This is a genomic window from Pseudomonas sp. PDM28 (genome assembly GCF_019219115.1).
In the GTDB taxonomy this organism is placed as follows: Bacteria; Pseudomonadota; Gammaproteobacteria; order Pseudomonadales; family Pseudomonadaceae; genus Aquipseudomonas; species Aquipseudomonas laurylsulfatiphila.
Genome location: NZ_JAHUWG010000007.1, coordinates 213,283 through 237,453, shown reverse-complemented (window position 1 = coordinate 237,453; position 24,171 = coordinate 213,283). Strand labels below are relative to the sequence as shown.

The 24,171-nt window shown below is 59.1% G+C and carries 25 protein-coding genes; 7 read left to right on the top strand and 18 right to left on the bottom strand.

The annotated features are described in order from the left end of the window. Positions 1 to 26 precede the first annotated feature (26 nt). The 3 genes from KW841_RS17765 (at position 27) to KW841_RS17755 (ending at position 8,915) form a co-directional block, all read left to right on the top strand. Positions 27 to 5,972, top strand: coding sequence for a peroxidase family protein (locus KW841_RS17765; RefSeq protein WP_218478681.1), 5,946 nt, complete (start codon positions 27 to 29; stop codon positions 5,970 to 5,972). 277 nt (positions 5,973 to 6,249) lie between these two features. Beyond that, positions 6,250 to 7,797 carry a phospholipase D family protein gene (locus KW841_RS17760; protein WP_218478680.1) on the top strand — a complete coding sequence of 516 codons (1,548 nt, stop codon included), beginning with the start codon at positions 6,250 to 6,252 and terminating at the stop codon, positions 7,795 to 7,797. A 512-nt stretch (positions 7,798 to 8,309) separates the two neighbouring features. Then, positions 8,310 to 8,915 carry a hypothetical protein gene (locus KW841_RS17755; RefSeq protein WP_218478678.1) on the top strand — a complete coding sequence of 202 codons (606 nt, stop codon included), beginning with the start codon at positions 8,310 to 8,312 and terminating at the stop codon, positions 8,913 to 8,915. 64 nt (positions 8,916 to 8,979) lie between these two features. Here KW841_RS17755 and KW841_RS17750 read toward each other — a convergent pair whose 3' ends face one another. Both KW841_RS17750 and KW841_RS17745 read right to left on the bottom strand, forming a co-directional pair. Next, the gene (locus tag KW841_RS17750; protein ID WP_007975986.1) at positions 8,980 to 9,168 is read right to left on the bottom strand and encodes a hypothetical protein; all 189 of its coding nucleotides are present in this window, start codon (positions 9,166 to 9,168) and stop codon (positions 8,980 to 8,982) included. 93 nt (positions 9,169 to 9,261) lie between these two features. Next, a complete protein-coding gene (locus tag KW841_RS17745) occupies positions 9,262 to 10,104 on the bottom strand; it encodes an NAD(P)H-binding protein (RefSeq protein ID WP_218478675.1) in 843 nt (280 codons plus the stop codon). Positions 10,105 to 10,283: 179 nt separating this feature from the next. Between KW841_RS17745 and KW841_RS17740 the strand changes: the two genes are divergently transcribed. Next, positions 10,284 to 10,940 (top strand): TetR/AcrR family transcriptional regulator, encoded by a 657-nt coding sequence (locus tag KW841_RS17740; protein WP_218478673.1) that lies wholly within the window; start codon positions 10,284 to 10,286, stop codon positions 10,938 to 10,940. Positions 10,941 to 10,956: 16 nt separating this feature from the next. Here the strand turns inward: KW841_RS17740 and KW841_RS17735 are convergent, their stop codons facing one another. The 8 genes from KW841_RS17735 to KW841_RS17700 form a co-directional block, all read right to left on the bottom strand. After that, positions 10,957 to 11,241, bottom strand: coding sequence for a hypothetical protein (locus KW841_RS17735; RefSeq protein WP_218478671.1), 285 nt, complete (start codon positions 11,239 to 11,241; stop codon positions 10,957 to 10,959). A gap of 207 nt (positions 11,242 to 11,448) precedes the next feature. Continuing rightward, the gene (locus KW841_RS17730) at positions 11,449 to 11,679 is read right to left on the bottom strand and encodes a hypothetical protein (RefSeq protein ID WP_007975977.1); all 231 of its coding nucleotides are present in this window, start codon (positions 11,677 to 11,679) and stop codon (positions 11,449 to 11,451) included. Between the two features lie 129 nt (positions 11,680 to 11,808). After that, positions 11,809 to 12,030, bottom strand: a complete 222-nt coding sequence (locus KW841_RS17725) for a hypothetical protein (protein WP_218478669.1) — start codon at positions 12,028 to 12,030, stop codon at positions 11,809 to 11,811. A 72-nt stretch (positions 12,031 to 12,102) separates the two neighbouring features. Beyond that, positions 12,103 to 13,128 carry a DNA topoisomerase IB gene (locus KW841_RS17720; RefSeq protein WP_218478667.1) on the bottom strand — a complete coding sequence of 342 codons (1,026 nt, stop codon included), beginning with the start codon at positions 13,126 to 13,128 and terminating at the stop codon, positions 12,103 to 12,105. 75 nt (positions 13,129 to 13,203) lie between these two features. After that, positions 13,204 to 14,283: a molybdenum ABC transporter ATP-binding protein gene (gene modC, locus KW841_RS17715; protein WP_218478665.1), complete on the bottom strand. Its 1,080-nt coding sequence runs from the start codon at positions 14,281 to 14,283 to the stop codon at positions 13,204 to 13,206. A 3-nt stretch (positions 14,284 to 14,286) separates the two neighbouring features. Next, complete coding sequence (gene modB, locus KW841_RS17710) at positions 14,287 to 14,967, bottom strand: molybdate ABC transporter permease subunit (RefSeq protein WP_007975967.1); 681 nt, start codon at positions 14,965 to 14,967, stop codon at positions 14,287 to 14,289. A 1-nt stretch (position 14,968) separates the two neighbouring features. Next, entirely contained in the window at positions 14,969 to 15,736 is a 768-nt protein-coding gene (gene modA, locus KW841_RS17705) for a molybdate ABC transporter substrate-binding protein (protein ID WP_218478664.1), read from the bottom strand. Between the two features lie 124 nt (positions 15,737 to 15,860). After that, positions 15,861 to 16,928 carry a nitronate monooxygenase family protein gene (locus tag KW841_RS17700; protein WP_218478662.1) on the bottom strand — a complete coding sequence of 356 codons (1,068 nt, stop codon included), beginning with the start codon at positions 16,926 to 16,928 and terminating at the stop codon, positions 15,861 to 15,863. Between the two features lie 213 nt (positions 16,929 to 17,141). Between KW841_RS17700 and KW841_RS17695 the strand changes: the two genes are divergently transcribed. Next, positions 17,142 to 18,125, top strand: coding sequence for an MDR family oxidoreductase (locus KW841_RS17695; RefSeq protein ID WP_104447306.1), 984 nt, complete (start codon positions 17,142 to 17,144; stop codon positions 18,123 to 18,125). On the opposite strand, the gene ada is transcribed toward KW841_RS17695, so the two are convergent. The 5 genes from ada to KW841_RS17670 all read right to left on the bottom strand — a co-directional run bounded on the left by ada (position 18,126) and on the right by KW841_RS17670 (position 21,277). Further along, the gene (gene ada / locus KW841_RS17690; RefSeq protein WP_218478659.1) at positions 18,126 to 19,190 is read right to left on the bottom strand and encodes a bifunctional DNA-binding transcriptional regulator/O6-methylguanine-DNA methyltransferase Ada; all 1,065 of its coding nucleotides are present in this window, start codon (positions 19,188 to 19,190) and stop codon (positions 18,126 to 18,128) included. Between the two features lie 87 nt (positions 19,191 to 19,277). Beyond that, positions 19,278 to 19,958 (bottom strand): DNA oxidative demethylase AlkB, encoded by a 681-nt coding sequence (gene alkB / locus KW841_RS17685; RefSeq protein ID WP_218478657.1) that lies wholly within the window; start codon positions 19,956 to 19,958, stop codon positions 19,278 to 19,280. Further along, a complete protein-coding gene (locus tag KW841_RS17680) occupies positions 19,948 to 20,652 on the bottom strand; it encodes a 2OG-Fe(II) oxygenase (protein ID WP_218478655.1) in 705 nt (234 codons plus the stop codon). The genes alkB and KW841_RS17680 overlap by 11 nt, the downstream gene beginning before the upstream one ends. Before the next feature lie 117 nt (positions 20,653 to 20,769). After that, complete coding sequence (locus KW841_RS17675; RefSeq protein WP_007975954.1) at positions 20,770 to 20,937, bottom strand: hypothetical protein; 168 nt, start codon at positions 20,935 to 20,937, stop codon at positions 20,770 to 20,772. 37 nt (positions 20,938 to 20,974) lie between these two features. Continuing rightward, complete coding sequence (locus tag KW841_RS17670) at positions 20,975 to 21,277, bottom strand: DUF1883 domain-containing protein (RefSeq protein ID WP_007912251.1); 303 nt, start codon at positions 21,275 to 21,277, stop codon at positions 20,975 to 20,977. Between the two features lie 201 nt (positions 21,278 to 21,478). On the opposite strand from KW841_RS17670, the gene KW841_RS17665 reads away from it, so the two are divergent. After that, positions 21,479 to 21,835 carry a hypothetical protein gene (locus KW841_RS17665; protein ID WP_104447302.1) on the top strand — a complete coding sequence of 119 codons (357 nt, stop codon included), beginning with the start codon at positions 21,479 to 21,481 and terminating at the stop codon, positions 21,833 to 21,835. A 54-nt stretch (positions 21,836 to 21,889) separates the two neighbouring features. Here KW841_RS17665 and KW841_RS30100 read toward each other — a convergent pair whose 3' ends face one another. From KW841_RS30100 to KW841_RS17650, 3 genes are all read right to left on the bottom strand, one after another. Next, positions 21,890 to 22,132, bottom strand: a complete 243-nt coding sequence (locus tag KW841_RS30100; RefSeq protein WP_218478653.1) for an amidohydrolase — start codon at positions 22,130 to 22,132, stop codon at positions 21,890 to 21,892. 17 nt (positions 22,133 to 22,149) lie between these two features. Further along, the gene (locus tag KW841_RS17655; RefSeq protein WP_007975951.1) at positions 22,150 to 22,431 is read right to left on the bottom strand and encodes a hypothetical protein; all 282 of its coding nucleotides are present in this window, start codon (positions 22,429 to 22,431) and stop codon (positions 22,150 to 22,152) included. A gap of 405 nt (positions 22,432 to 22,836) precedes the next feature. Continuing rightward, positions 22,837 to 23,025 (bottom strand): hypothetical protein, encoded by a 189-nt coding sequence (locus KW841_RS17650; protein ID WP_104447299.1) that lies wholly within the window; start codon positions 23,023 to 23,025, stop codon positions 22,837 to 22,839. Positions 23,026 to 23,315: 290 nt separating this feature from the next. Between KW841_RS17650 and galU the strand changes: the two genes are divergently transcribed. Further along, the gene (gene galU, locus KW841_RS17645; RefSeq protein ID WP_102702148.1) at positions 23,316 to 24,155 is read left to right on the top strand and encodes a UTP--glucose-1-phosphate uridylyltransferase GalU; all 840 of its coding nucleotides are present in this window, start codon (positions 23,316 to 23,318) and stop codon (positions 24,153 to 24,155) included. Positions 24,156 to 24,171: the final 16 nt, after the last annotated feature.

Genomic DNA, 24,171 nt, shown 5'->3' with positions numbered 1-24,171 from the left:
AACTCAAAGTACGTCTGGAGATTGCCATGTATGAGCTAAAGCGCTTCACCCTCAATCAAAAAGATATTTCGTTTCTTGATCAGCAGGTTTCCTTCCCGACCATTCATGTCGTCGGTTACAACACCGCCGGAGATCCGCTCTACGGCTATCAGGGCTCGGATGGTAGTGTCCATGTGCTCGGTGTGCTGGGAAGTTTCAATCCGCTTGACGCGCCTCTTGGTGAAGCCATCTGGTACAACGGTGCCCGCGACCCGATCGGCTTGCGCAACGTCTCGGGGCACTTCAATAACATGACCCTGGATGGGCAGGCCTGGGGCAGTTTCGGCCAGAACTTCATACGCCTGACCCATTCGGACTACACACATTACGTCCAGCAGAACCTGAGCAATTCCGCATTGACGGGGGCGGGTGTCCCTGTGGGCGCTACGCCCATGATTGACAGTAGTTCACTGTATAGCGATCCGACAGCTTCACTGGTGGACTACACGCCACGGATGATCAGCCAGACCATCGTCAGTGGCGGAGTGACGTTTGCCACTGATGCCAACGGGCATATACAGCACACTGCCACGGGTGTTGCGATCGTCACGGATCCGGGAATCCTGGGTACCATTGGCGAAGTCGATACCACGTCGCCGGACTCCGGCCAGTACTACATCCGCAACCAGAATACTGTCGGCGGAGACCCGTCGACCACTGGCTGGTTCACCCTGTTTGGACAGTTCTTTGATCATGGGCTTGATTTCATCAACAAGCCCAATCAAAACGCAACGATCACTATTCCCCTTGCGCCGGACGACCCGCTGTACGGTTCGATCGGTCCGGATGGGCAGCCTGTGTACTCGATCAAGGTACACCGGGCCTCCGTCAGCGAGGTGGACGGGCAGGGACAGGCGCAATACGTCAACCTCGACTCGCCCTACATCGACCAGAACCAGACTTATGGCTCCAATGACGCGGTGACGCAATTGCTGCGTCAGTGGGTGGCGGATCCAAATCATCCAGGACAGTTCATTGCTGGCGCAGCGCTGTTCGATGGCACCACCTTGAGTAACGACGCGGCCTGGACCCTCAATGGCGTGGTGACCCACCAGACTTTGCCAACCCTGAGCGAACTGCGCGCCCATGTCCAGGCAACCGGCCGTGACGATCTGACCTGGGATGACATCGCCAACTTCCGCGTGCGTGATGCCAATGGTCATGTGTTGGATGCAGACCCCGGCACTCCCGGCGTGCAAGCGGTGTACACCCGTGAGGCGATCCTTCTGGACATGAATCCGCACTTCGATGATCTGCATATCGACCAAGCGAAACTGATGTCTCTGGATGCGCATATCACCAGCATTACCTTCGACGCGAACAACCCCTTCGGGATGGTCATCAACTACGACAATTCCGGACCGAAAAACCTGTTCAGTTTTGTCAATTTTGCCGACTTCTCCATCAGTGCCGCTGCGGGCAGTGCCGATTACGCGGTGGCCAACGAACTGTTGCTGCAATCGGTGGGTGACCACTACATTGCCGGTGACGGCAGGGTCAACGAAAACTTTGGCCTGACCGCGATCCATCACGTCTTCCATGAAGACCACAACGTACAACTGATCAATCTGCAAAACGAAGTGCTGGCACAGACTGACGTTAACGTGCGTCACAACTGGCAGGTGCAGGTCAGCAATGGCAGTGGTGGTTTTTATTCCGATGCCAACGGCAATTTCACCCAGGCGGATGGCCTTACGGTGTCCTGGGACCAGGACAAGCTGTTCTACGCCGCCAAACTGACCGTGGAAATGGAATACCAGCACGTTGCGATTGACCAGTACGCCCGGCTGATCACCCCGGATTTGCCAGAGTTCGTGACTTATGACTCGGGCATCAACGCCAATATTTCGCTTGAGTACGGCCAGGCAGCGTTCCGTTTCGGTCACTCGCAGCTGCGCGAAACCATCGATGCCCTGGAGAAAAATGCCAGTGGCGGTTATGACCTGACCGGTGCGATCACCCACTATGCACTGGAGCAGGCGTTCCTCAATCCCGGCGGTTTTGCCGAGGTAGGGCCGACGGCCATTGCCTTGGGCATGACCCGGCAGATCAGCAATGAGATCGACGAATTTGTCACCCCGGCTTTGCAACAAGGCCTGCTCGGTCAGCCGCTGGACCTGGCGACCATCAACCTGGCCCGTGGTCGCGACTTGGGCCTGCCTACCCTGAACCAGGCGCGTCAGCAGATTCACGATGCGCTCATCGAGGAAAGGGCGTCACCGGCAGGCTCGCAGCATCACACGAACCTGATCGTGGATGGCTTGACGCCCTATACCAGTTGGAGTGACTTCGCCAACAACATGATTCACCCCGAGTCATTGGTGAACTTCATCGCTGCCTATTCATTTGATGGTGACGTGGCCCATGCCCAAGCCATCATCGATGCCGATACCTCGGGTGTTACCACCAACTATGCCGGGGGCAGCGTCACGGCTGAAGAGGCGGCCTACTTCCTTTCCGGTGCGGCAGATGCCAACGGCAATCATGTGGCCGGTTACGACGGCTACAACGCGATTGATCTGTGGATCGGTGGCCTCGCGGAAAAACACGTCTACACCGGGCAACTGGGCACCACCTTCAACGCTATCTTCGAGGATCAGATGGAACGGTTGATGGATGGCGACCGTTTCTATTACCTGTTCCGCCTCGACCTCGGCTTGCCGGCGATGACCAACCTCAACGAACAGGTAGTGACCGAGCAATTCAAGGACATCATTGAACGCACCACCGATGCCCGGCACCTGGCCGGTGATGTATTCGGTTACGCCGACAGCTACATCGAACTGAGCAACACCGATTCCGGCGCGAGTGCGACGGCGTACAAGAGCGAGCACAAATACGGCACGCTGATTGCGGCGAACCATGTCGGCGTTTACTCAACCGGTGGCACGGGCGGGATTGGCGGTAACGGCTTGCTGGTCAGCCTGACCAATCCGGAAACGCATACCGCTCAAACCTATATCCGTGACTACCGTCCGGACCAGGGCCTGAACCCTGATGGCACTGCGGCAGTGGGCTATAACTCGCACGAAGTGTTGTCTGGCACCGACTACAACGACTGGCTCGACGCTGGCGATGGCGACGATACGATCTATGGCGAAGGTGGCGATGACATCCTCGATGGCAAGGCCGGTGCCGACCATATCTATGGCGGTGACGGCAACGATGTGATCTACGGCGGTGATATCGAAGACTTCCTCGATGGCGGTGAAGGGGACGACACCATCTATGCCGGGACTAGCGCAGGTGCCCTCGATGTGGTGATTGGCGGTAACGGTAACGATCACCTTTACGGTGAAGCCGGGATCGACGAGTTGTACGGTGGCGCCGGCAATGACTACATCGATGCCGGCGGCGACACTGATCTGGTGCATGGCGGAGACGGTAACGACGAGATCTACGGTGGCGATGGCCCGGACATTCTGTTCGGTGAGGATGGCGATGACATCATTTCCGGCGGTTCCACGGGTGACCAGGAGTTCGGAGGTGTCGGTGACGACATTCTGTTGCCTGGCCTGGGTGGCGCTCCGGGTCAAGGTGACGGCGATGAAGCCATTGGCGATGTGGGCTTCGATATCGCAGCCTTCAGTGATGTGAACATTGCCCTGGATGCGGCCGCAGACCTTAACAACCAGAACATCGTGGCGGCGCCGGGCACCGCTGTGCTGTTCCAGCCGTTCAACGCCTTGCTGACAGACATTGAGGGTTTGATCGGTTCACGCTTCAGTGATAGCCGCCCAAACACGACGACCCCGGCCAACCCTCTGGCGGGTCTGATCGGTAATGCCACGGAAAACTGGTTGATTGGCGGCAGTGGCAATGATGTCTCCCAAGGTAATGGCGGTAATGACGTTATCGTCGGTGACTCGATCAAACTCGCCGATCTGAATCACTTGCTCGCCAGTCAGGGGGTTGCCCAGCACTTTACGGGCCTGCAAGCGACCCGTCCGGACTTCATTCTGGGTGACAATCACGCAGCTCCAGGCACGGCCGACGGCGCAGCCGATGAAGCGCTGTACAGTGGCAATTTTGCCGAATACAGCATCACCAAGTTCACCGACACCCGGCCGGGTGGCGAGTTGATCACGGCGTTCAAAGTGGTGGATTTGCGGGTCGGCGCGGCGAATATCGATGGCACCGACATCGTGACTGGCATTGAAAAACTGCGTTTCGCCGACCGCACAGTCAACCTGAACATCACCAACAGTCTGCCAACCGGCAATGTGGTGCTGTCGGGGTTTGCTACTGCGCCGACCACACCTGGTCGTCCGGTGCCGGCTCAATACCGGCTGACCGCCAATACCTCGACCATACAGGACGCCGACGGCTTGCCTGGGCCAAGCGGGTTCAGCTTCCAATGGCAAGCACTGGTGGGCGCGGCCTGGATGAGTATTACCGGGGCGAATGCTTCGACCTTTGCGCCCACCTCGACGCAGTTCGGCCAGCAGCTACGGGTCATCACCACTTACACCGACAACAACGGCACAGTGGAACAACTGACGTCCGACCCTTCGGAAGCGGTTGGGCGCTTCATCGAAGGCACCAACTTCTTCGGCAATACGCTCAATGGCACCAACTATCAGGACATCCTGATGGGCTATTCGGGCAACGACGTCCTTAATGGTGGCCTGGGCTCCGACTTGCTCGACGGCGGCAGCGGTAACGACACGATGCGGGGGAACGCCGGTAACGATATCTACAGGGTGGATGCCAATGGCGATACGGTTCAGGAGAATCTGAACGAAGGCACCGACACGGTCATGTCCTCGGTCAGCTACACCCTGGGTGCCAACGTCGAGAACCTGACATTGCTGGGGTCGAACAACAGTAACGGCACGGGTAACGGGCTGGATAACGTCATCCACGGCAATACCGGTAACAACCAACTTGGCGGCATGGCCGGCAACGACTCCGTCTTTGGCGAGGCAGGCAACGATACGCTGCTGGCATCGCTGAATGACGGCAACGACCACTATGACGGCGGCACGGGTACCGACACCTATGACTTATCGGCCACATCGGCGTCGGCCACGGTCGATTTGCTCGTCGGCACGTCAACCAGCACCCAGACCGGCAACGACTCCCTGACCGGCATCGAGAACGTCACCGGTAGTTCCGGCAATGATCACATCCAGGGCGACGGCGCGAATAACCTGCTGCAGGGCCTGGGCGGTAATGACTGGATGGACGGTGGCAGCGGTGACGACACGCTGATCGGTGGGCAAGGCAGTGACAGCCTGTTTGGTGGTCTTGGCAACGACACCTTCCGGGCGTCGGCCAATGACGGCAATGACAGCTACGACGGTGGTGGCGACAGCGATACCTACGACCTGTCGGGGACCTCGGCCAACGCCACGGTCAATCTGACTACTGGCCTGGCGAGCAGTTCGCAAACCGGTAACGACACCTTGAGCGGCATCGAGAATGTTCTCGGCAGCAACGGCACCAACAGCTTGACCGGCAATAACGCCAACAATGCCCTGACCGGGCAAGGCGGCATCGACACCCTCAGTGGTGGAGATGGCGCTGACACGCTGACAGGCAATGGCAACCGCGACATTTTGACCGGTGGAGCGGGGGCGGACATCTTTATGTTCAGCGCCATCAACGATTCGGGCACTTCGACCGCAAGCCGCGATGTGATCACCGACTTTGCGCAGGGAACTGACCACATCGATCTGTCTCAGATCGATGCCCGGACCTCCGGCGCAGGTTCCGCCGGTAATCAGGACTTTGCCTTCCTCGGCGAGTGGAATGGTGTCGGCACGGAGTTCAGTAACCAAGCGCAAATGAAGTACCACTTCGCCAATGTCGGCGGGGTTGATCACACGTATGTGGAGGGCAACGTCAACAACGGTAATGGCGCTGATTTCCAAATCGATCTGGTCGGGCATGTCGCCCTGACAGCGAGCGATTTCGTCGGCGTGGCGTAAGGCTTTTAAAAAAACGGCGCCCTCCTTTGAAGAGTGGCGTCGTTTTTTTATGGGGGTTCGGCTAGACCAGCTTTTTGCGCCATCAAACAATCTTCTCCGCAATTCGCTACTGCCCGGCTGCATGCACTGCAGGGAACCGGTAAATTTCGACACGCTGCCTGAAACGGGCTTTACTGGAACAAGTCGTGCGGATTATCGAGGGCTGCCTGTTCTCGGCAGCCGGTACTGGCTGGATGCCGGGTCCACATCTAAACCCGTCGAGGTTGAGGGCCAGCCCATGTCCCGGTTCCTCTGCGTCATGTTGTACGCGCTGCTGTTCGTCGGTTGCGCCACCACGCGCATGCCCCACGACTTCAGCGAGGCGATCCCCGCCAGCGAATCGGCTTTCGGGCGTTCGATCCAGACTCAGGCTGCCGCGCATGAGGGACGCTCGGGTTTTCGCTTGCTGCCCAACAGCAGTGAAGCATTCCGGGCGCGCGCCGAGTTGATCCGCAATGCGCAGAAATCCATCGATCTGCAGTACTACATCGTGCATAACGGTCTCAGCACCCGGGCACTGGTCAATGAAATGCTGTTGGCTGCCGATCGCGGCGTACGGATACGTATGCTGCTCGATGACACAGCCACCGACGGCCAGGAAGAAGTCATCGCTACCCTGGCGGTGCACCCGAACATCCATATCCGCGTCTTCAACCCTTTGCATCTGGGTCGCAGCACCGTGGTGACTCGAACCATGGGCCGTTTGCTTGATCTTTCCCAACAACACCGACGCATGCACAACAAACTGTGGCTGGCTGACAACAGCGCAGCCATCGTCGGCGGGCGCAACCTGGGGGATGAATATTTCGACGCCAGGCCCGATCTCAATTTCACCGACATGGATCTGCTTTGCATCGGACCGGTCGCCGAGCAGTTGGGACACAGCTTCGATCAGTACTGGAACAGCGCCCTAAGCCAGTCGATCAGTGACTTCCAGATCAACAAGCCGACAGCACAGGACTTGCTCAAGAGCCGCCAACGTCTGGAGCAATCGCTCCAGTCCTCACGTACCGAGCACAGGGCGTTGTACGACCATCTCATGACCTACCAGACTCGACCGCAATTCGAGACCTGGCGCAAGCAGCTGATCTGGGCCCATGGCACGGCGATGTGGGATGCTCCGAGCAAGGTCCTGGCTGACGGCGAACCGGCACGCGCGTTATTGATGGCCACACAACTGCGGCCTGAACTCGATGGCGTCAGCAACGAGCTGATCATGATGTCGGCCTACTTCGTCCCGCAAAAGTCGGGCATGGACTATCTCCTGGGGCGTGCCGATGCCGGCGTTGATGTGCGCTTGCTGACCAACTCACTGGAAGCCACCGATGTGCCGGCGGTGCATGGCGGCTATGCACCGTATCGCAAGACGCTGCTAGAACATGGCGTGAAACTCTTTGAGCTGCGGCGTCAGCCGGAAGATACCGGCCGCAGTTCTTCGTTTGGACTCAGTGGTGGCTCGGACTCCAGCCTGCACACCAAGGCCATGATCCTGGACAGGCAGAAAGTGTTCATCGGTTCGTTCAATTTCGACCCGCGTTCACTGTTCTGGAACACTGAAGTCGGAGTGCTGGTCGACAGTCCCGAACTGGCCGGCTACGTGCGCCAGGCGGCGCTTGATGGCATGGCGCCAGCCATGAGTTACCAGGCCCGACTGGAAAACGGCGAAGTCGTCTGGCTCACCGAGGACGACGGCCGTCAACATACCTTGCGCAAGGAACCCGGCGGCAAATGGCGCAGCTTCAAAGCCTGGCTCAGCGACAAGGTCGGCCTGGAGAAGATGCTCTGAATCGAAACCCTGAATCCCCCCCTCTGGTCTCGTCGTGCAACAGGGATTTACAAAGAACCCTTTCAATAAGGGTGACGTGATCAAGCTGGAAGTCTTCTGACGTTTTTGCCTGCACCTGCCTGAATCCGGCGCCTGCCAGCGATGGTTGTTAAGGATAACGCGGGTGAACTGGATGAACGCGGCGCACTGGAGTCCATCGCCAGCAGGCTGGCTCCTACAGTTTTAGCGTGGGCACGGTCTTTTGTGGGAGCTGGCTTGCCAGCGATGGTCGTTAACGATAACGCGGGTGTCCTGGATAAACGCGGCGCACTTGAGTCCATCGCCAGCAGGCCGGCTCCTACAGTTTCAGCGTGGGCAGGGTCCTCTGTGGGAGCTGGCTTGCCAGCGATGGTCGTTAACGATTACGCGTGTGAGCTGGATGAACGCGGCGTACTGGAGTCCATCGCCAGCAGGCTGGCTCCTACAGTAGTTTCCCGGGATTGTGCGAAGAACCTTATTTTTGAGCGTGATGAATGACACAACGAAATTTTTTGCTGTTGACTTTGTTGTTCATGTTTTTGACAGGTTGCACGACGATGCCACCCAAGGATCAAAACAATCTCTGCAGCATTTACCGTGAGTATCCCGACTGGTACGAGGACTCGCTGGAAATGCAGAGTGAATATGGGACACCACTGCATGTGGCCATGGCGATCATGAAGCAGGAAAGCAGCTACGTGGCGGACGCATTGCCGCCGCGTGACTACCTGCTCTGGGTGATCCCCTGGGGGCGAGTCAGTTCGGCCTATGGTTATGCGCAGGCTCAGGACCCGGTGTGGGGTGAGTACAAGGACAGTACTGGCAACGGCGGTTCACGTGACAGTTTCGACGACGCGATCATGTTTATCGGCTGGTACACCACGGGCACGCAACGTCAGCTCGGAATCTCCAAATGGGACACCTACAATCAGTACCTGGCTTATCACGAGGGGCGTGGGGGCTTTAGCCGCAATTCCTATCGCAGTAAACCGTGGCTGATGCAGGTTGCCCAGAAAGTGCAAAAGCAATCGGAGATTTACAACGCCCAACTCAAGCAGTGTCGTCAGGCGCTGGAAGATGATCGCAGTGGGTGGTTCTAGCGCGGTAAAGACTTCGCTCACCGCTCACCGCTCACCGCTCACCGCTCACTGGCGTTATGCGGGATCAAGGGCCTGCCTTGCGACGATCGCTGCCGGTCGGGTTGCCGGTGTTGATCAGCCTTCTTTCCTGCAACACGTTTTCCAACGCCTGGCGGTCTGACGGGGTCAATTGATGCTCTCGCTCCTTGAGTTCCAGCAGGATCGGGGTGGACCACTGGCGGTAGGTTTGTTCGGCACTACGATTGAGTGACATGCGTTTTCTCCTTGATCAGGCTCCTGCCAATTAAGGCGCCGCAGTTCGATACGCAAGAGACCCTAGTCGACGTACCCTGTTCTCGCCAATGCGTTACATCGTACGCCCCTTTCCCCAGATGCCTGCAGCCGCAGTGCGCTGCACGTAGTCGCTGAAATCGCGCGCCGGCCGTCCCAGTGCCCGCAGTACGCCATCGGTCACCGGTGTGTTGCGGCCGTCGAGCACGGTGGTGAAGAGGTACAGCACCAGATCGATCAACGCCGGGGGAAGTTGTTCCTGTTCCATTGCCTGTCGATAGGCGTGCGCCGGTACGGCCACGAATTCGATATTGCGATGGGTGGCTCGGGCAATCTCGGTCACGGCGTCGGCAAAGGTCAACGCCCGAGGACCGGTCAATTCATAGAGCTGGTGTGTGTGCCCGGGCTGGGTCAATGCGGCGACGGCGCACTCGGCGATGTCGTCTGCATCGACAAAGGGTTCGGCGACCTGGCCGACGGGGAGTGCCAGTTCACCTTGCACTATGGGTTCAAGAAAGTGCGCCTCGCTGAAGTTCTGGCAAAACCAGCTGGCCCGCAGAATCGTCCAGTCAATCCCGCTGTCCTGTACGACGTGTTCGGCCTGTTGCGCTTCGACTTCACCGCGCCCGGATAACAAAACCAGTTTGCGCACTCCGCTTTTCACCGCCAGGTCGGTGAAAGCCTGGATGGTTTCAACGGCGCCTGGAACGGCGAGATCGGGCTGGAAGGATATGTAGACCCCATGAACACCATCGATTACCGCGTCCCAGGTCGATCGATCTTCCCAGTCGAAAGGCGGATTCGCATCTCGGGAACCCTGGCGGACGGGCAGGCCGGCCGCTTCGAGTCGTTGAGTGATTCGCCGTCCGGTTTTGCCGGTGGCGCCGAGGACCAGCAGGGTTTGCTGAGCGGTGTTCATCGCGTTCATCTCCATCGGATAATGTGAGTAATGCTCACGTTTAAAAGATGATAGATCCTCATGTTTGTACGTCAACCCATCAGGTCGAATTGCCCGACGTGTGGGCATCTGTTGTTTGGCGTGGGGATGGGCGATGCTAAGGTGAGTACATGTCACGTTATTGATCGGGAAATTCGCTCGTGCGCCAAAAGACCCCTGAAGCCCTCGAACAGCCTGCTGCAGAAGCTGTTCGGCGTAATCCCACGCAACAGCGCAGTCGCGAGCGTCAGGAGCGGATTCTGACCGCGGCGACTCAATTGATTGCGGACAAGGGCAGCGATCAGCTCAAGATGAGTGAAATCGCCGAGCGCGCCGAGATCTCGATCGGTTCCCTTTATCAGTATTTTCCCGACAAGAGCGCCGTCATCCGAACGCTCGCCGAACGCTACAACGCTGAGAGCCGTCGTTGCATTGCACAGGCAATGGAGGCTGTGGAGGATGCCCAGGGTTTGCAGGCCGCCTATTCGCAGTTGCTCGACCTGTATTACGAGATCGTGATGGCGACACCGGTGATGCGTGACATCTGGTCCGGCATGCAGGCCGACAAGCAGTTGTTGCAGCTGGAGCTGGAGGAGAGCCGGGTGGCCGGAGAAATGCTGGCCCAAGCCATGCTTCGTGTGTATCCGCAAAGCGATGAGCTGAAGGTCCGGCAATCCGCGTTTTTGATCTGGCACCTGGGCGAGGCGACCATGCGGTTGGCGGTCACTTGTACGCCAGAGGAAGGGCGCGCGCTGGTCGAGGCGTTCAAGCGCATGTCCCTGCGCGAGGTCATGGAGCCAGCGTGCAGGGACATCTGATCGCAGTAAACGCTGCCTAAACGAAAGGTTGGCCGGCAAATCCCCGTGGCAGTCGTTGCAGGCCGGGCATCGCGGTCAGTCGTTCGGTCCAGGCTGAACGCCAGTTATCGGCGGTGTGCACGGCTTTGGCTTTGCGTGCTGCGCGGCGGGCAGCGTTGCGTTCAGTCTTGCGGGCTTCTTTGTAGGCGTCGGTGTTTCGGCAGCTTCTGCATTTGACCCGATTGAGTTCGCGGGTCGATACCAGGTTGTTGCCGTGGTGACCGCAGGCCAGGTGCCCGCTGACTTTGAAATGAGTGACCATTGGAACGTCTCCTTGGTGACGTGTGATCGGTTGACCCCACGTGAGCGGTGACGTTCGATTGGTTTTGCGCAACAAAAAATCCCGGCACGAGGTCGGGCTGCAAGAGAGGTTGAAAACTCGGCAGGCAGACAGCTATCCGGAGGCGTCAGTGCCACCGGTCATGCTGCCCGATTCGGGTCTGTCCTCGTACCGCGAGTCCGTGGCGGATCATCTGAACCGAGGCAGAGGCCGGTCGACAGGCTGGAGAGAAGACAGCGTGTGCCGGATCAGGGGCGTGTCCTTCTCGATGTCGTTCAGGCGATCACGAATTCTGAGGGCGGTAGGGTGTCCGCCTTGATGATCGACCCAGTCGGCGATTTCCTTGCAGGCCGCAGCCAGGCGCGCCTGACGGGAGTCGAGCAAGGTGAGCAGGGTGGTGATGGACTCTTTTTCGGACATGGGAGACACCTCCGTTCAAGAAACCTGGTGTGGCAGCAAAAAGCCCGCCGGGAGCGAGCTTTCTGCCGTTGGGGTCGCTGTTCCTTCAGCCATTTCAGTATAGACCCGTTAAAAAATGGTGACAGGCCCTCAACCTTGTCGGGCTGTCACTTGTGATTTTGCGTTCAACTGCCGGCAAACACGCAGAGCGTCTTCTTCAGTGTCGTAGCCATCTCCGATAAAGCCTTGGGTGCGGGTATCGGCGATGCGATACCAGACCGCGGCATCCGGAGGCAGATGGTCATTTTCACCCGCACGGCGGCCATGAATGATGATCTTGTTGCAACGCTTCACGACGAAAATGTCTTCCATGGCGTCTCCGCAGCGGATTCGTGTTCAGTTCAACTATAGAAGTCATTGGTGATCGTGCAAAAAATAGGCAGGTCAATTCGTCGGTTCAGGCGCGGCGGGCATTCTCTCAAGGAAGATCGCCAGCCCGACCTCTTCGGCCGATAGCCCCTTGCGCGCTCTGGTCTTTGGCAGTTGCGCCAGATCACCGAGAAGAAAGCCGTCCAGCACCGCCGGGTGGATATAGCATTTGCGGCACACCGCCGGGGTATTGCCGAGCTGCCTGGCAACGTTCTTGACCATGTCCACCAGGTGCCGCCTGGCATCCGTTTCAGGCTCCCACTGCAGTTTGCGCAACATCGCCAGAGCCAGGACGCTGCCGGCCCAGGTGCGGTAATCCTTGGCGGTGAATTCGGCGCCGGTGAGCGTTTGCAAATAGCTGTTGATGTCGGATGAACTGACGGTGTGCCGGTCTCCGTTTTCATCCAGATACTGAAACAGGTTCTGCCCGGGAATGTCCTGGCAGCGTTTGATGATCCGCGCCAGTCTCCGGTCTTTCACGGTGATCTGGTGTTCGACGCCACTTTTGCCGCGGAACTGGAACAGGATGGCACTGCCGTTGATCTCCACATGGCGGCTGCGCAAGGTCGTCAGGCCGTAGGAGCGGTTGTCCCGGGCATATTGGCTGTTGCCGATACGGATCAACGTCGTGTCCAGCAGAGTGATGACCGTGGCCATGACTTTGTCGCGACTGAATCCCGGTGCCGCCAATTCGGCCTCCAGTCGTTGACGCAGTTTCGGCAAGGCCAGGCCGAACTCACGCAGGCGCAAGTATTTGTCGGCGTCGCGTACCTCCCGCCAGCGCGGATGATAACGGTATTGTTTGCGACCCCGGGCATCCCGGCCGGTGGCCTGCAGGTGCCCGCATGGATCGACGCAGATCCACACCTCGGTATAGGCCGGTGGTACCGCGAGTGCATTGAGGCGTTTGATTGCCTCCGGGTCGGTGATGCGCTGGCCCGCCGGGTCGAAATAGGCGAATTTGCCGCGCAGTTTCCGGCGGGTGATGCCCGGCTGGGTGTCATCGACATAATGCAGGTCAGGTGGCAGTTCATCGAGCATGACAGGCGTCCTGGGCGAGGAATCACGGGGCGTTACAGCCATGGACCGCGCCCCGCTGCAGTCGTGCCGACGGATTTACGCCAGCACCGCGACCGCTTTGATTTGTGCCCAGAGTTGCTGGCCAGGGTGGACGTTCAGGTGATCGCGGGAATAACGCGTGATCCGCGCCAGCAGCGGTGTACCGGCGGCGTCCAGCCGAATCAGCACATGGGCGGCGTTGTCGGCGTTCATTTCACTGACCACGGTGACCGGCAGGCGATTGAGAATGCTGCTGTGCCCGGCACTGTGCAGGTTCAGGCTGACATCCCGCGCCTGGACCTTGCAGCGCAGTGCCTGGCCTGCATCCATGGGCGTATGCGGTACCCGAATGTTGAGGCTGGTGCCGGGCAATTGCAGGCTCAGCAATTGATAGTCGGCGTCATAGGCGCTGACGCGGCCTTCGATCACCACACCGGCGTCGTCCCCCATGGCCAGAGGCAAGTCGAGGCGCGCCAAGGTCTGGCCGATCGGACCGCTGGCCAGTGCCTTGCCGTTGCTGAGCAACACGATATGGTCGGCCAGCCGCGCGACCTCATCCTGGGAGTGGCTGACGTACAGCACCGGAATCTCGAGTTCGTCGTGCAGCCGCTGCAGGTAAGGCAGGATTTCACTTTTGCGTTGGGTATCCAGCGCCGCCAGGGGCTCGTCCATCAACAACAGTTTCGGGCTGGTGAGCAAGGCGCGGGCGATGCCGACGCGCTGTCGCTCGCCGCCCGAAAGGTGTTGCGGATGGCGGTCCAGCAAGTGGCGGATGCCGAGCAATTCGCTGGCGTGGGCCATGTCGACCCGCCGCTGCGACTTCGGGATGCGCTTGAGGCCGAACTCCAGGTTGGCCAGCACCGACAGATGAGGAAACAGGCTGGCTTCCTGGAACACGTAGCCCAGCGCGCGTTTGTGCGGCGCGACGAAAGCCTTGTTTGCGCTGTCTTGCCAGACTTCATCGTTGACCTGGATAAAACCCTGATCGGCCCGTTCCAGGCCGGCGATGCAGCGCAGGCAAGTGGTCTTGCCCGAACCGGAATGACCGTACAGCGCTGTGACGCCACGGCCCGGCAGTTGCAGGTCGACGTCCAGGGCGAAGCCCGGGTAATCCAGTTTCAGGCGCATGTGAATCATCGGTCAGCTCCAGCCCGCTTTGGTTTTCCGGCTGGAATACAGCGCCAGCAAGACGACAAACGAGAACACCAGCATCGCCCCGGCCAGCCAATGGGCCTGGGCGTATTCCATGGCTTCGACGTGATCGTAGATCTGCACCGAGACCACGCGGGTCTTCTCGGGAATGTTGCCACCGATCATCAGCACCACGCCGAACTCGCCGACGGTGTGGGCGAAACCGAGAATGGCGGCGGTAATGAAACCGGGGCGGGCCAGGGGCAACGTCACGCTGAAAAAGGTGTCCCAGGGATTGGCCCGCAGCGTCGCGGCCACTTCGAGCGGGCGCGTGCCGATGGCGGAAAAAGCGTTTTGCAGCGGTTGGACGACAAAAGGCATCGAATACAACACCGAGCCGATGACCAGCCCTGCAAAACTGAAGGTGAGGGTGCCAAGACCGAGTGATTGGGTGAACTGGCCAATGAACCCGTGAGGGCCCAGCGCCAGCAACAGATAAAAACCGATCACGGTCGGTGGCAACACCAGAGGCAGGGCGACAATCGCCCCGACCGGACCGCGCCACCAGGAGCGGGTGCGCGAAAGCCATAACGCAATCGGAGTGCCGACAATCAGCAGGATGACGGTCGTCAGGGACGCCAGTTTCAGGGTCAGCCAGATGGCGGAAAAATCGGCACTCGATAGCGACATTTTAGATTTCGTAGCCGTAGGACTTGATGAAAGCTGCCGCTTTCGGCCCCTTGAGGTAGTCAACCAATGCTTTGGCGGCCGGGTTGTCCTTGCCCTTGTTGAGAATCACGGCGTCCTGCTTGATCGGGTCGTGCAGGCTGGCGGGAACGATCCAGGCCGAACCGCTGGTGATCTTGCCGTCCTTGTAGATCTGCGACAGGGCGACAAAACCCAGTTCGGCGTTGCCGGTGGAGACGAACTGATAGGCCTGGGTGATGTTTTGGCCTTCAACAATCTTGTCCTTGACCTTGTCGGTCAGACCTTCCCTGGCCAGCACCTGGGTCGCTGCCAGGCCGTAAGGCGCAGCCTTCGGATTGGCGATGGACAGGTGCTGGTATTCGTTCTTTTTCAGCACGTCGCCCTTGGCATCGACGTAGCCTTCCTTGGCCGACCATAGCGCCAAGGTGCCGACTGCGTAGGTGAAGCGCGAACCCTTGACGGTGTCGCCTTCGGCTTCGAGTTTTTTCGGGGTGCTGTCGTCTGCCGCGAGGAACACTTCGAACGGCGCGCCGTTTTTGATCTGGGTGTAGAACTGGCCGGTGGCGCCAAAGGCGGTGACCAATTTATGCCCGGTATCCTTTTCGAAATCAGCGGCGATGGCCTGGATGGGCGCGGTGAAGTTGGCAGCGACAGCCACCTGGACTTCGTCCGCCTGGGCTGAGCCGCAGGCGAATACGGCGAGCAGGCTCGTGAGGCACGCAGGGGCAAAACGTGAGACGCGAAGGGTCATGAAACGGCTCCGTCAAAGGCAATTGCAGCAAGGGTAAATCGTTATGTAGAGAAATATATAGCGAATTGCCTTTGAACGGAATGTGCAGTCACATAACTGTATACAATTTTAACGCAAATGATGCTCAGGGGTGGCGCAGCAGCCTCGCCAGTCCTTCTTCGGCCAGTTTTCGAGTCAGTGCCTCGGTGGTCAATTCAACGCCGAGAGTAAATGCCTGGCCGGCCCAAAGGTTGCTGAAGTCCGCTTCACCTTTGGCCCGCAACGGCATCAACGCGCCACCGGCCAGGGGAAAGGCCGGAGCCTTGGCGCTCATGGGCCCCAGTTCGCGCATCACCCGATTAAGAATGCCCCGAGCCGGGCGACCGGTGAACACGTTGGTCACCGCCGTTTCGCTTTCCTTGGCGGTGCGCAAGGCTTTGTGATGGGAGGGGCTGACCTTGGCCTCTGGCGTGAACAGGTACGCTGTTCCCACCTGTACCGCCGAAGCGCCCAGCATGAAAGCGGCGGCGACGCCACGTGCGTCAGCGATGCCGCCGGCGGCAATCACCGGCACTTTCACCGCATCGACGACTTGCGGCACCAAGGCGAAAGTGCCCACCTGACTGCTCAGGTCATTGCTGAGAAACATCCCGCGATGGCCTCCGGCCTCAAAACCCATGGCAATGATCGCATCGCAGCCATGCTGCTCCAGCCACACCGCTTCTTCGACGGTGGTGGCCGAGGACAGCACCTTCGCACCGGTGGCTTTGACCCGGTCGAGCAGGGATTTTTCCGGCAGGCCAAAGTGGAAGCTCACCACTTCAGGGCGAAACGCTTCGACCACTTCACAGGCCGCGTCATCGAACGGTGCCCGATTGGACACCGGTGTTGGCGCATCGAAATCAGCGCCAAGTTCCTGGTAGTAGGGTTGCAGCAGGTTTTTCCAGTCCTGCGCGCGTTGCTCATCAGGGGCTGGAGTTTGATGACAGAAAAAATTGACGTTGATCGGGCGCTGGGTGTGTTGGCGGATCGTTTTCAGCTCTTCGCGCAGTTGATCCGTGCTGAGCATCGCCGCGGGCATCGAGCCCAGGCCGCCCGCATTGCAGGCTGCAATCACCATGGCCGAGTTGTGGGCTCCGGCCATCGGCGCCTGAATGATCGGCAGTTCGATCCCGAGCAGGTCAAGAATGCGGGTATCTGGCCATGGGTTCATGTGCTGTGTTCTCCGACGTTGAAGCAGGGCAGGGACGGTAGAACAGGATTTGTAACGCAACGATTGGCGCAAGGCCAGTCGTCTTTTCAGTTCGCCAGGCTTTCTTCGGCGCTCGCTGGGGTCGCTGATTGGCTTAAAGTCGGGTACGACAATCTGCTGCCATGTGTTATTTCAAATGCACCACAACCAGACTGATTCCATTGAGAGGCCGTAATGTTCAAAGGTATTTTGATCGACAAAGACGACAGCGGTTACCGGGCCACACTGCAAGAGATCCAGGACGATCAGTTACCCGAGGGCGATGTCACGGTGCGTGTTGCCTACAGCACGCTGAACTTCAAGGATGGCCTGGCGATCACCGGCAGCAGTCCGGTGGTGCGCAAATTCCCGATGGTGCCGGGCATCGACCTGGCCGGTGTGGTCGAGGTCAGCGGGCATCCGGACTACAAGGTCGGTGACGCAGTCCTGCTCAACGGCTGGGGCGTAGGGGAAGGGCATTGGGGCGGCCTGGCGCAGAAGGCTCGCCTGAACGGTGACTGGCTGATCCCGCTGCCCAAGGCATTCACCGCCGCCCAGGCGATGGCCATCGGTACGGCGGGCTACACGGCCATGCTGTGCATCCTGGCTTTGGAACATAACGGCGTGACGCCCGGGCAGGGTGAAATCCTGGTCACCGGCGCCAACGGTGGCGTCGGCAGTTTCGCCATCGCGTTGCTGAACAGGCTCGGCTATCGGGTGGTCGCGTCCACCGGGCGTACCTCGGAGCACGACTACCTGAAGCAACTGGGCGCCAGCGAAATCATCGATCGCGCCACCTTGTCCGAGCCTGGCAAACCCTTGGCCAAGGAGCGCTGGGCGGCCGTGATCGATTCGGTCGGCAGCCACACCCTGGCCAATGCGTGCGCCAGCACCAAGGCCAATGGCACCGTCGCGGCTTGTGGTTTGGCGCAGGGCATGGACTTTCCGGCGTCCGTTGCACCCTTCATATTGCGCGGTGTGACCCTGGCCGGCATCAACAGCGTGACCCAGCCCAAAGCCAAGCGCGTGGAGGCCTGGAGTCGCCTGGCCAAGGACCTGGACTTCAACCTGTTGCCGTTGATCAGTCACGAAATCGGCTTGAGCGAAGCCATCGAGGCCGCGCCGCGCTTGCTTGCCGGGCAGTTGCGCGGGCGCGTGGTGGTGGACGTGAATCGCTGATTACTGCGATTCGCGCTCCAGCAACTGGCGTTTGCGTTCGACACCCCAGCGATAGCCCGAGAGATTGCCATCGCTGCGCACCACGCGATGGCACGGGATCGCCACAGCCAGGTTGTTCGCGCCGCAGGCTTGAGCCACGGCGCGAACGGCTTTTGGCGAACCGATGCGTAGCGCGACATCGGCGTAGCTCGCCGTGCTGCCAACGGGTATCTCCCGCAGTGCTTGCCAGACCCGTTCCTGGAACGCGGTGCCGCGCACGTCCAATGGCAGGTCCAGGCCAATCGCCGGGGCTTCAATAAAGCCGACGACCTTGGCAATCAACGCTTCGAACGCCTGATCGGCGCCAATCAAATTGGCTCGCCGAAACTTGTCTTGCAGATCACAGACCAGTTGGTGCGGATCATCACCGAGCAAAATCGCGCAAACCCCGCGTTCACTCTGCGCCACCAGAATCGCCCCCAGCGAACACTGGCCCACGGCAAAACGAATGTCGTTGTTTTGCCCGGCAGCGCGGTAGTCCCCGGGCTTCATTCCGAGCAGCTGGTCTGCCGCTTCATAAAACCGGCTGTTGGAGTTGAAGCCGGCGTCATACAGGGCATCGGTCACCGAACCGCCGTCTGCCAGGCGCTCGCGCACCTTGCGTGAACGATGGGCATCGGCGTAGCCCTTGGGCGTCAGGCCGGTGACGCCTTTGAACACGCGATGGAAGTGGAAGCTGCTCAATCCCGAAGCCTCGGCCAGTTCGCCCAGGGTGGGCAGCGTTTCGGCGCTTTCAATCTGGCGGCAGGCAGCGGCCACGGTGGCGGCATGCTGCGCGGCGAGTTCGCTCTGATCCTTTGCCGCGCGCTTGCTCGAACGGTAACCCGCGGCCCGGGCCTGTTCGGCGCTATCGAAGAACTCGACATTCTGTGGCTTGGGCAGGCGCGCAAGGCTGCTGGGGTTGCAGTAGATGCCTGTGGTCTTCACGGCATAGACAAATTGCCCGTCAGCCTTGGGGTCGCGCGCGACCACGGCGGCCCAGCGCGGATCGTTTTCGGTGAGGATCTTGGTCGATTGGGTTGTCATGGCGTCACGTCCTTTGAGGAGTTGCCTGCACATTAACCATGGGGCAATTCCCACGCACTCCGGCGCTTGCGGTCAAATTCGAAGTCTTCATCCGGCGGTGCGGAAGGTGAAGTTGATGCGTTGCTCGCCCAGTCTCGGGTGAAGGCCGTCCTTGATCGGCAATACGCCGTGATAACGCAGGCGATCCACGCCACCCCAGACCACGATGTCACCATGCAGCAGGGGGATGCGCTGGCTTTTGTCACTGCGTGCAAAGCCACCGAACAGGAACATCGCCGGCAAGCCCAGCGATACCGAAACGATGGGAGCTGCGTAGGAATGTTCGTCCTTGTCTTGATGCAATGACATTTTTGCCCCGGGGATGTAGCGGTTGATCAGGCAGGAATCTGGCACAAAACCGCTGAACCCCGCAGCCTGCGCCGCCGCTTGTGCCAGTTGGAAAAACACCTCGGGCATCATTGGCCAGGGTCGACCGGTCTGGGGATCGTGACGGGTGTAGCGGTATCCGTTGCGGTCCGTGGTCCAGCCGAATGTGCCACAACTGCTCAGGGCGACCGACATGGTAAAGCCGCCGGGCGTGACCATCTGCCGAAATGGCGCGGCCAGCAGCACCGCCTCCAGGGCGGGCAGCAAACGCTCGAACCAGGGCAGGGCGAAACCTCTGAGCACCCAGGATTGTTCGCCGATCTGCTCGCGCCTGGGCTCTTGCTCGGGCTCTGCATCGGCAAACAGATCGAACGTCAGCGGGTTCATGGGCTCATGTCGCATCGTGAAAGATGATTCCAAGGGTATGCCGTTTGCCGCTGTGCAGGCGACTCACGCCGTGGCGCAGGGTCACGCGGTAGTAACCGCGAGTGCCTTTGACCGGCCGCTGGTTGACGGCAAAGATCAGCCCGTCACCTTTCTTCAGGTCGATGACCATAGGCCGTGACTGCATTCGCGGGCGTTGTTCGGTCATGACAAATTCGCCCCCGCTGAAGTCTTGATCGGGGTCCGACAGCAGAATCGCCACTTGCAACGGGAAAACGTGCTCACCGTACAGATCCTGATGCAGGCAGTTGTAGTCCTGCGGACCATATTGCAGCAACAAGGGGGTCGGACGGTTCTGACCAGCGGCATGACAGCGCTCGAGGAAGGCGGGATGAGTGTCAGGAAAACGCTGCGGCAAACCCATTTGTTCATGCCAGCGATTGGCGATGGGCGCCAGGCGCGGGTAGAGCGCGCTGCGCAAGCGCGCCACAAGGTCCGGCAACGGGTAGCTGAAATACTTGTACTCGCCGCGGCCGAAGCCGTGACGAGCCATTACCACGTGCGAGCGAAAGGACTCGGTCCGGGGGTACAGGGCGCTGACCTGATCACAAGCCTTGTGGCTCAGCAGTGAAGGGATGACGGTGTAACCGTCCAGGTCAAGTTGCTGTTCCAGCCGGGGCCAGTCCAGCCGGTCCAGATATTGCTCGCTCATTGCCGGGCCTCTTGGGGTTGAGGTGGCCAGTCTGGAAGACTTGAATGCAGCAGACACTCCGGCGCTTGCGGTCGAACTGCGAACGGGAGCCGACGTCCACTGTCGCTCCGGATTGCGTTACAGCGCTTTGCTGACGCTGATTTCGCTGATGACGTCGTCCTGTCCATGAATGGCATCCAGCGCCGCCTTGGCTTCTTCTGCGGTGCCGTGTTCAAGCTGGGCGAACTCGAAGCGGCGCTCACCGTTGAGTTTGTATTTGATGACGTACTTGGTCGTTTGGGCCACGGTCGTATCTGCCTGTCTCGTGTTTCGGGTTTGCCGGTCAGCTCAGTTTCGTGCTGGAACGGCGAATGATTTTGATCGAGTGCGTCAGGGTGGGCTTGCGCGTCACGCTGATAGCGCGGCGGTTGACGGTGTCGATCGTGATGTTCCAGAAACCGGTGCTGGGGGCGGTGATGCGCGCCGGAAACGTGTCGAATGCACCGCCGTGATAGGTGTGACGGCCGCCATTCTTGAAGCTGCGGAAGTTGGCGTCGTTCATCAAACGGATGTTGCACATTTGGGAGCATTGAATGACGACGATGTCGTCTTCATTGAGGTGCTCGCGCTGATGGATAAATTTCATGGGGCGCCTCCAGAAGGGCTTTTTCTACAAAATCAAAACGATAGCATGGGCGATGGGCGCAGTTTATCAGCCCGAAGGCCTTATTATCCGGTCGCTTTGACAATTAAAAACGCTAATTTCACCTTTGATGAGCGATAAAGCAGTTTGCCTCGGAGAAAAAACGCATCTGCGTTGTCCGAGCCTCTTTATCGGAGGTTTTGTATGAAGTGGGGTTTGTGGGTTGTTTCGCTGGCGGCATTGGTGAGCGGTTGTGCGAACGTCTCTGACATCAACGAGTCACTGCCGACCATGAGCGTGATTTCTGGCAAGAAACCCCATGAATATGCGCAATGCCTCAGCGAAAAACTGGCCGACAGTCGTGGTGCCTTGCAAATCGAACCGCACAAGGATGGCCTGCGTGTGATCGTGCCGCTCAAGTATTCCACGGGGCCGTCAGCCGTATTCGACATTGAAGAGCGCTCGGGCGGCAGTAGCATCAAGCTGCACGAGAGCATGTCCAATGTCCCGGTGCGTCCAAAGGATGTACAGAAGGCTGCCACCGAGTGCATTTCCGGCTGATAAACTATCGACCAACAGCACCGATGCCGCCAAAGCCTGTTTTTGGCGGCATCGTCATTTCTGGAGTCGACTATGAAACGAGAGCAGGTCCGGGAGCGCCATGCAGAGGGACTTATCTCTGCCACCCATGTGATCCAGAATCCGGCGGAGCTGGGGGAATGGATCGTGTTTTTCAAGAAAAGCGCCGGGCGCAGCTATTTCCTGGTGGATGACAATGACGAAGTCGAGTCCTTCGGCAAGCTCGACGATTTGATCGAAACAGTGCGTGGACTCGGGATCAGGTTCGCCGAAATTCATCTGTAGGGCCGAGCCCCTTATTTGCAGACCACCACGACGCTGCGGTTCTTGTAATTGCCGATATCGGCGCCGAGGGTTTTTTCACTGACCTTGAGCGCTGGCGTGCCGTCGGTGCCGACGATCCGGTAGCCGGTTCCTGCACAGGAGGCATCGGCCTTTTCGTAGCAGGCGGCCCAGGAATTCGCCTCTCCCGAGCAATCGATCGTCAGACCCTGCTCTCCGTTGCCCAGGTAGGTTTCTTTCGACGTTGCGCAGCCGCTCAGGGCCAATACTGCTAGCAAAGGCAAAACTTTATTCATGGTTTGATCATCGTCAGTGGGGTGGGCTAAGGCTGAGACAGCGCCGGATTCAAAAGGTTATAGCCAAAGGCCACTTCTTTTTCGGTGTTCCGATCAAGATCAAAAGATCGCAGCCTTCGGCAGCTCCTACAGGGACCGCGGTGGGCAGCTACATGCCGAGCCGATCTCGATCATTTTGATCCGGGCGGTCAGCTGGTTGAAGTCGGGGTTGTAAGGTCAACCCGACCCTTGTAGGAGCTGCCGAAGGCTGCGATCTTTTGATCTTGATCTTCAGCAATCTCCAGATCGTAAAAGCAATATCAAAAGATCGCAGCCTTCGGCAGCTCCTACAGTGTTCCCCGGGATTCCGTGAAGTACCATAAAAAAGCCCTGTGCTAAGACAGGGCTATTCGAGAGGGGCGTCGATCAGCTCTTGTCCTTGCCGCGTCGCTTGGGTTCCGGGTGCTCAAGCTCCAGCACCGAGGCCACTTCGATTGCCAGGGCTTCGGAAGGGAAAGGCCCGGCGATATTTTCACCGGCGACGCTGGCCACCCACCATTGCCCGTCTTTCATCTTGTTAATCAGGAATCCGTTGACGCTTTTTGCTTCCGACATCTATTTGCCTCGTTGTCTGGTTCAATCGCGCCATGATACCGGCAAACGCACGCAACGGGTGCCGATGAGCGTATGGTGATGGGTTGCGGGCGGTAGAAAGCCGTGCATTTGCGCCAGTCTCTGCTATGCATAAGAGGCTGTGCAATCGCCTGTGCAACCTCGCAGGGAACTATCCGCCAGAATAATTCTCTATGTTGGCATCAGTTAGCCAGCGCGGGGGCATTGTAAGGTGCACGCCGCCTGATTAGACTGCGCCGAAACTCGTACACACAGCCCTTTCAAGGACTTATATGATCAAGAAATGCTTGTTCCCAGCAGCCGGTTACGGTACTCGCTTCCTGCCAGCGACTAAAGCCATGCCCAAAGAAATGCTGCCGGTGGTGAACAAGCCACTGATCCAGTACGGCGTCGAAGAAGCACTGGATGCCGGCTTGACCGAAATCTCCATCGTCACCGGCCGCGGCAAGCGCGCCCTGGAAGACCACTTCGACATCAGCTACGAGCTGGAAAACCAGATCAAGGGCACCGACAAGGAAAAATACCTGGTCGGCATCCGCAAGCTGCTCGACGAATGCTCGTTCTCCTACACCCGTCAGACCGAAATGAAAGGTCTGGGCCACGCGATCCTCACCGGCCGCCCGCTGATCGGCGACGAGCCGTTCGCCGTGGTACTGGCGGATGACCTGTGCGTCAACCTCGAAGGCGACGGCGTGCTGACCCAGATGGTCAAGCTGTACAAGCAGTTCCGCTGCTCGATCGTGGCCATCCAGGAAGTCGACCCGCAAGAAACCAACAAGTACGGCGTGATCGCCGGCGAGATGATCCGTGACGACATCTACCGCGTACACAGCATGGTTGAAAAGCCAAAGCCGGAAGACGCACCGTCGAACCTGGCCATCATCGGCCGCTACATCCTGACCCCGGACATCTTCGACCTGATCGAACAAACCGAGCCAGGCAAGGGCGGTGAAATCCAGATCACCGACGCCCTGATGAAGCAGGCCCAGAACGGCTGCGTCATGGCCTACAAGTTCAAGGGCAAGCGTTTCGACTGCGGTGGCGCCGAAGGCTACATCGAAGCGACCAACTTCTGCTTCGAGAACTTCTACAAGACGGGCAAGGCTTACTGATAGCGTTTTAGGTTCT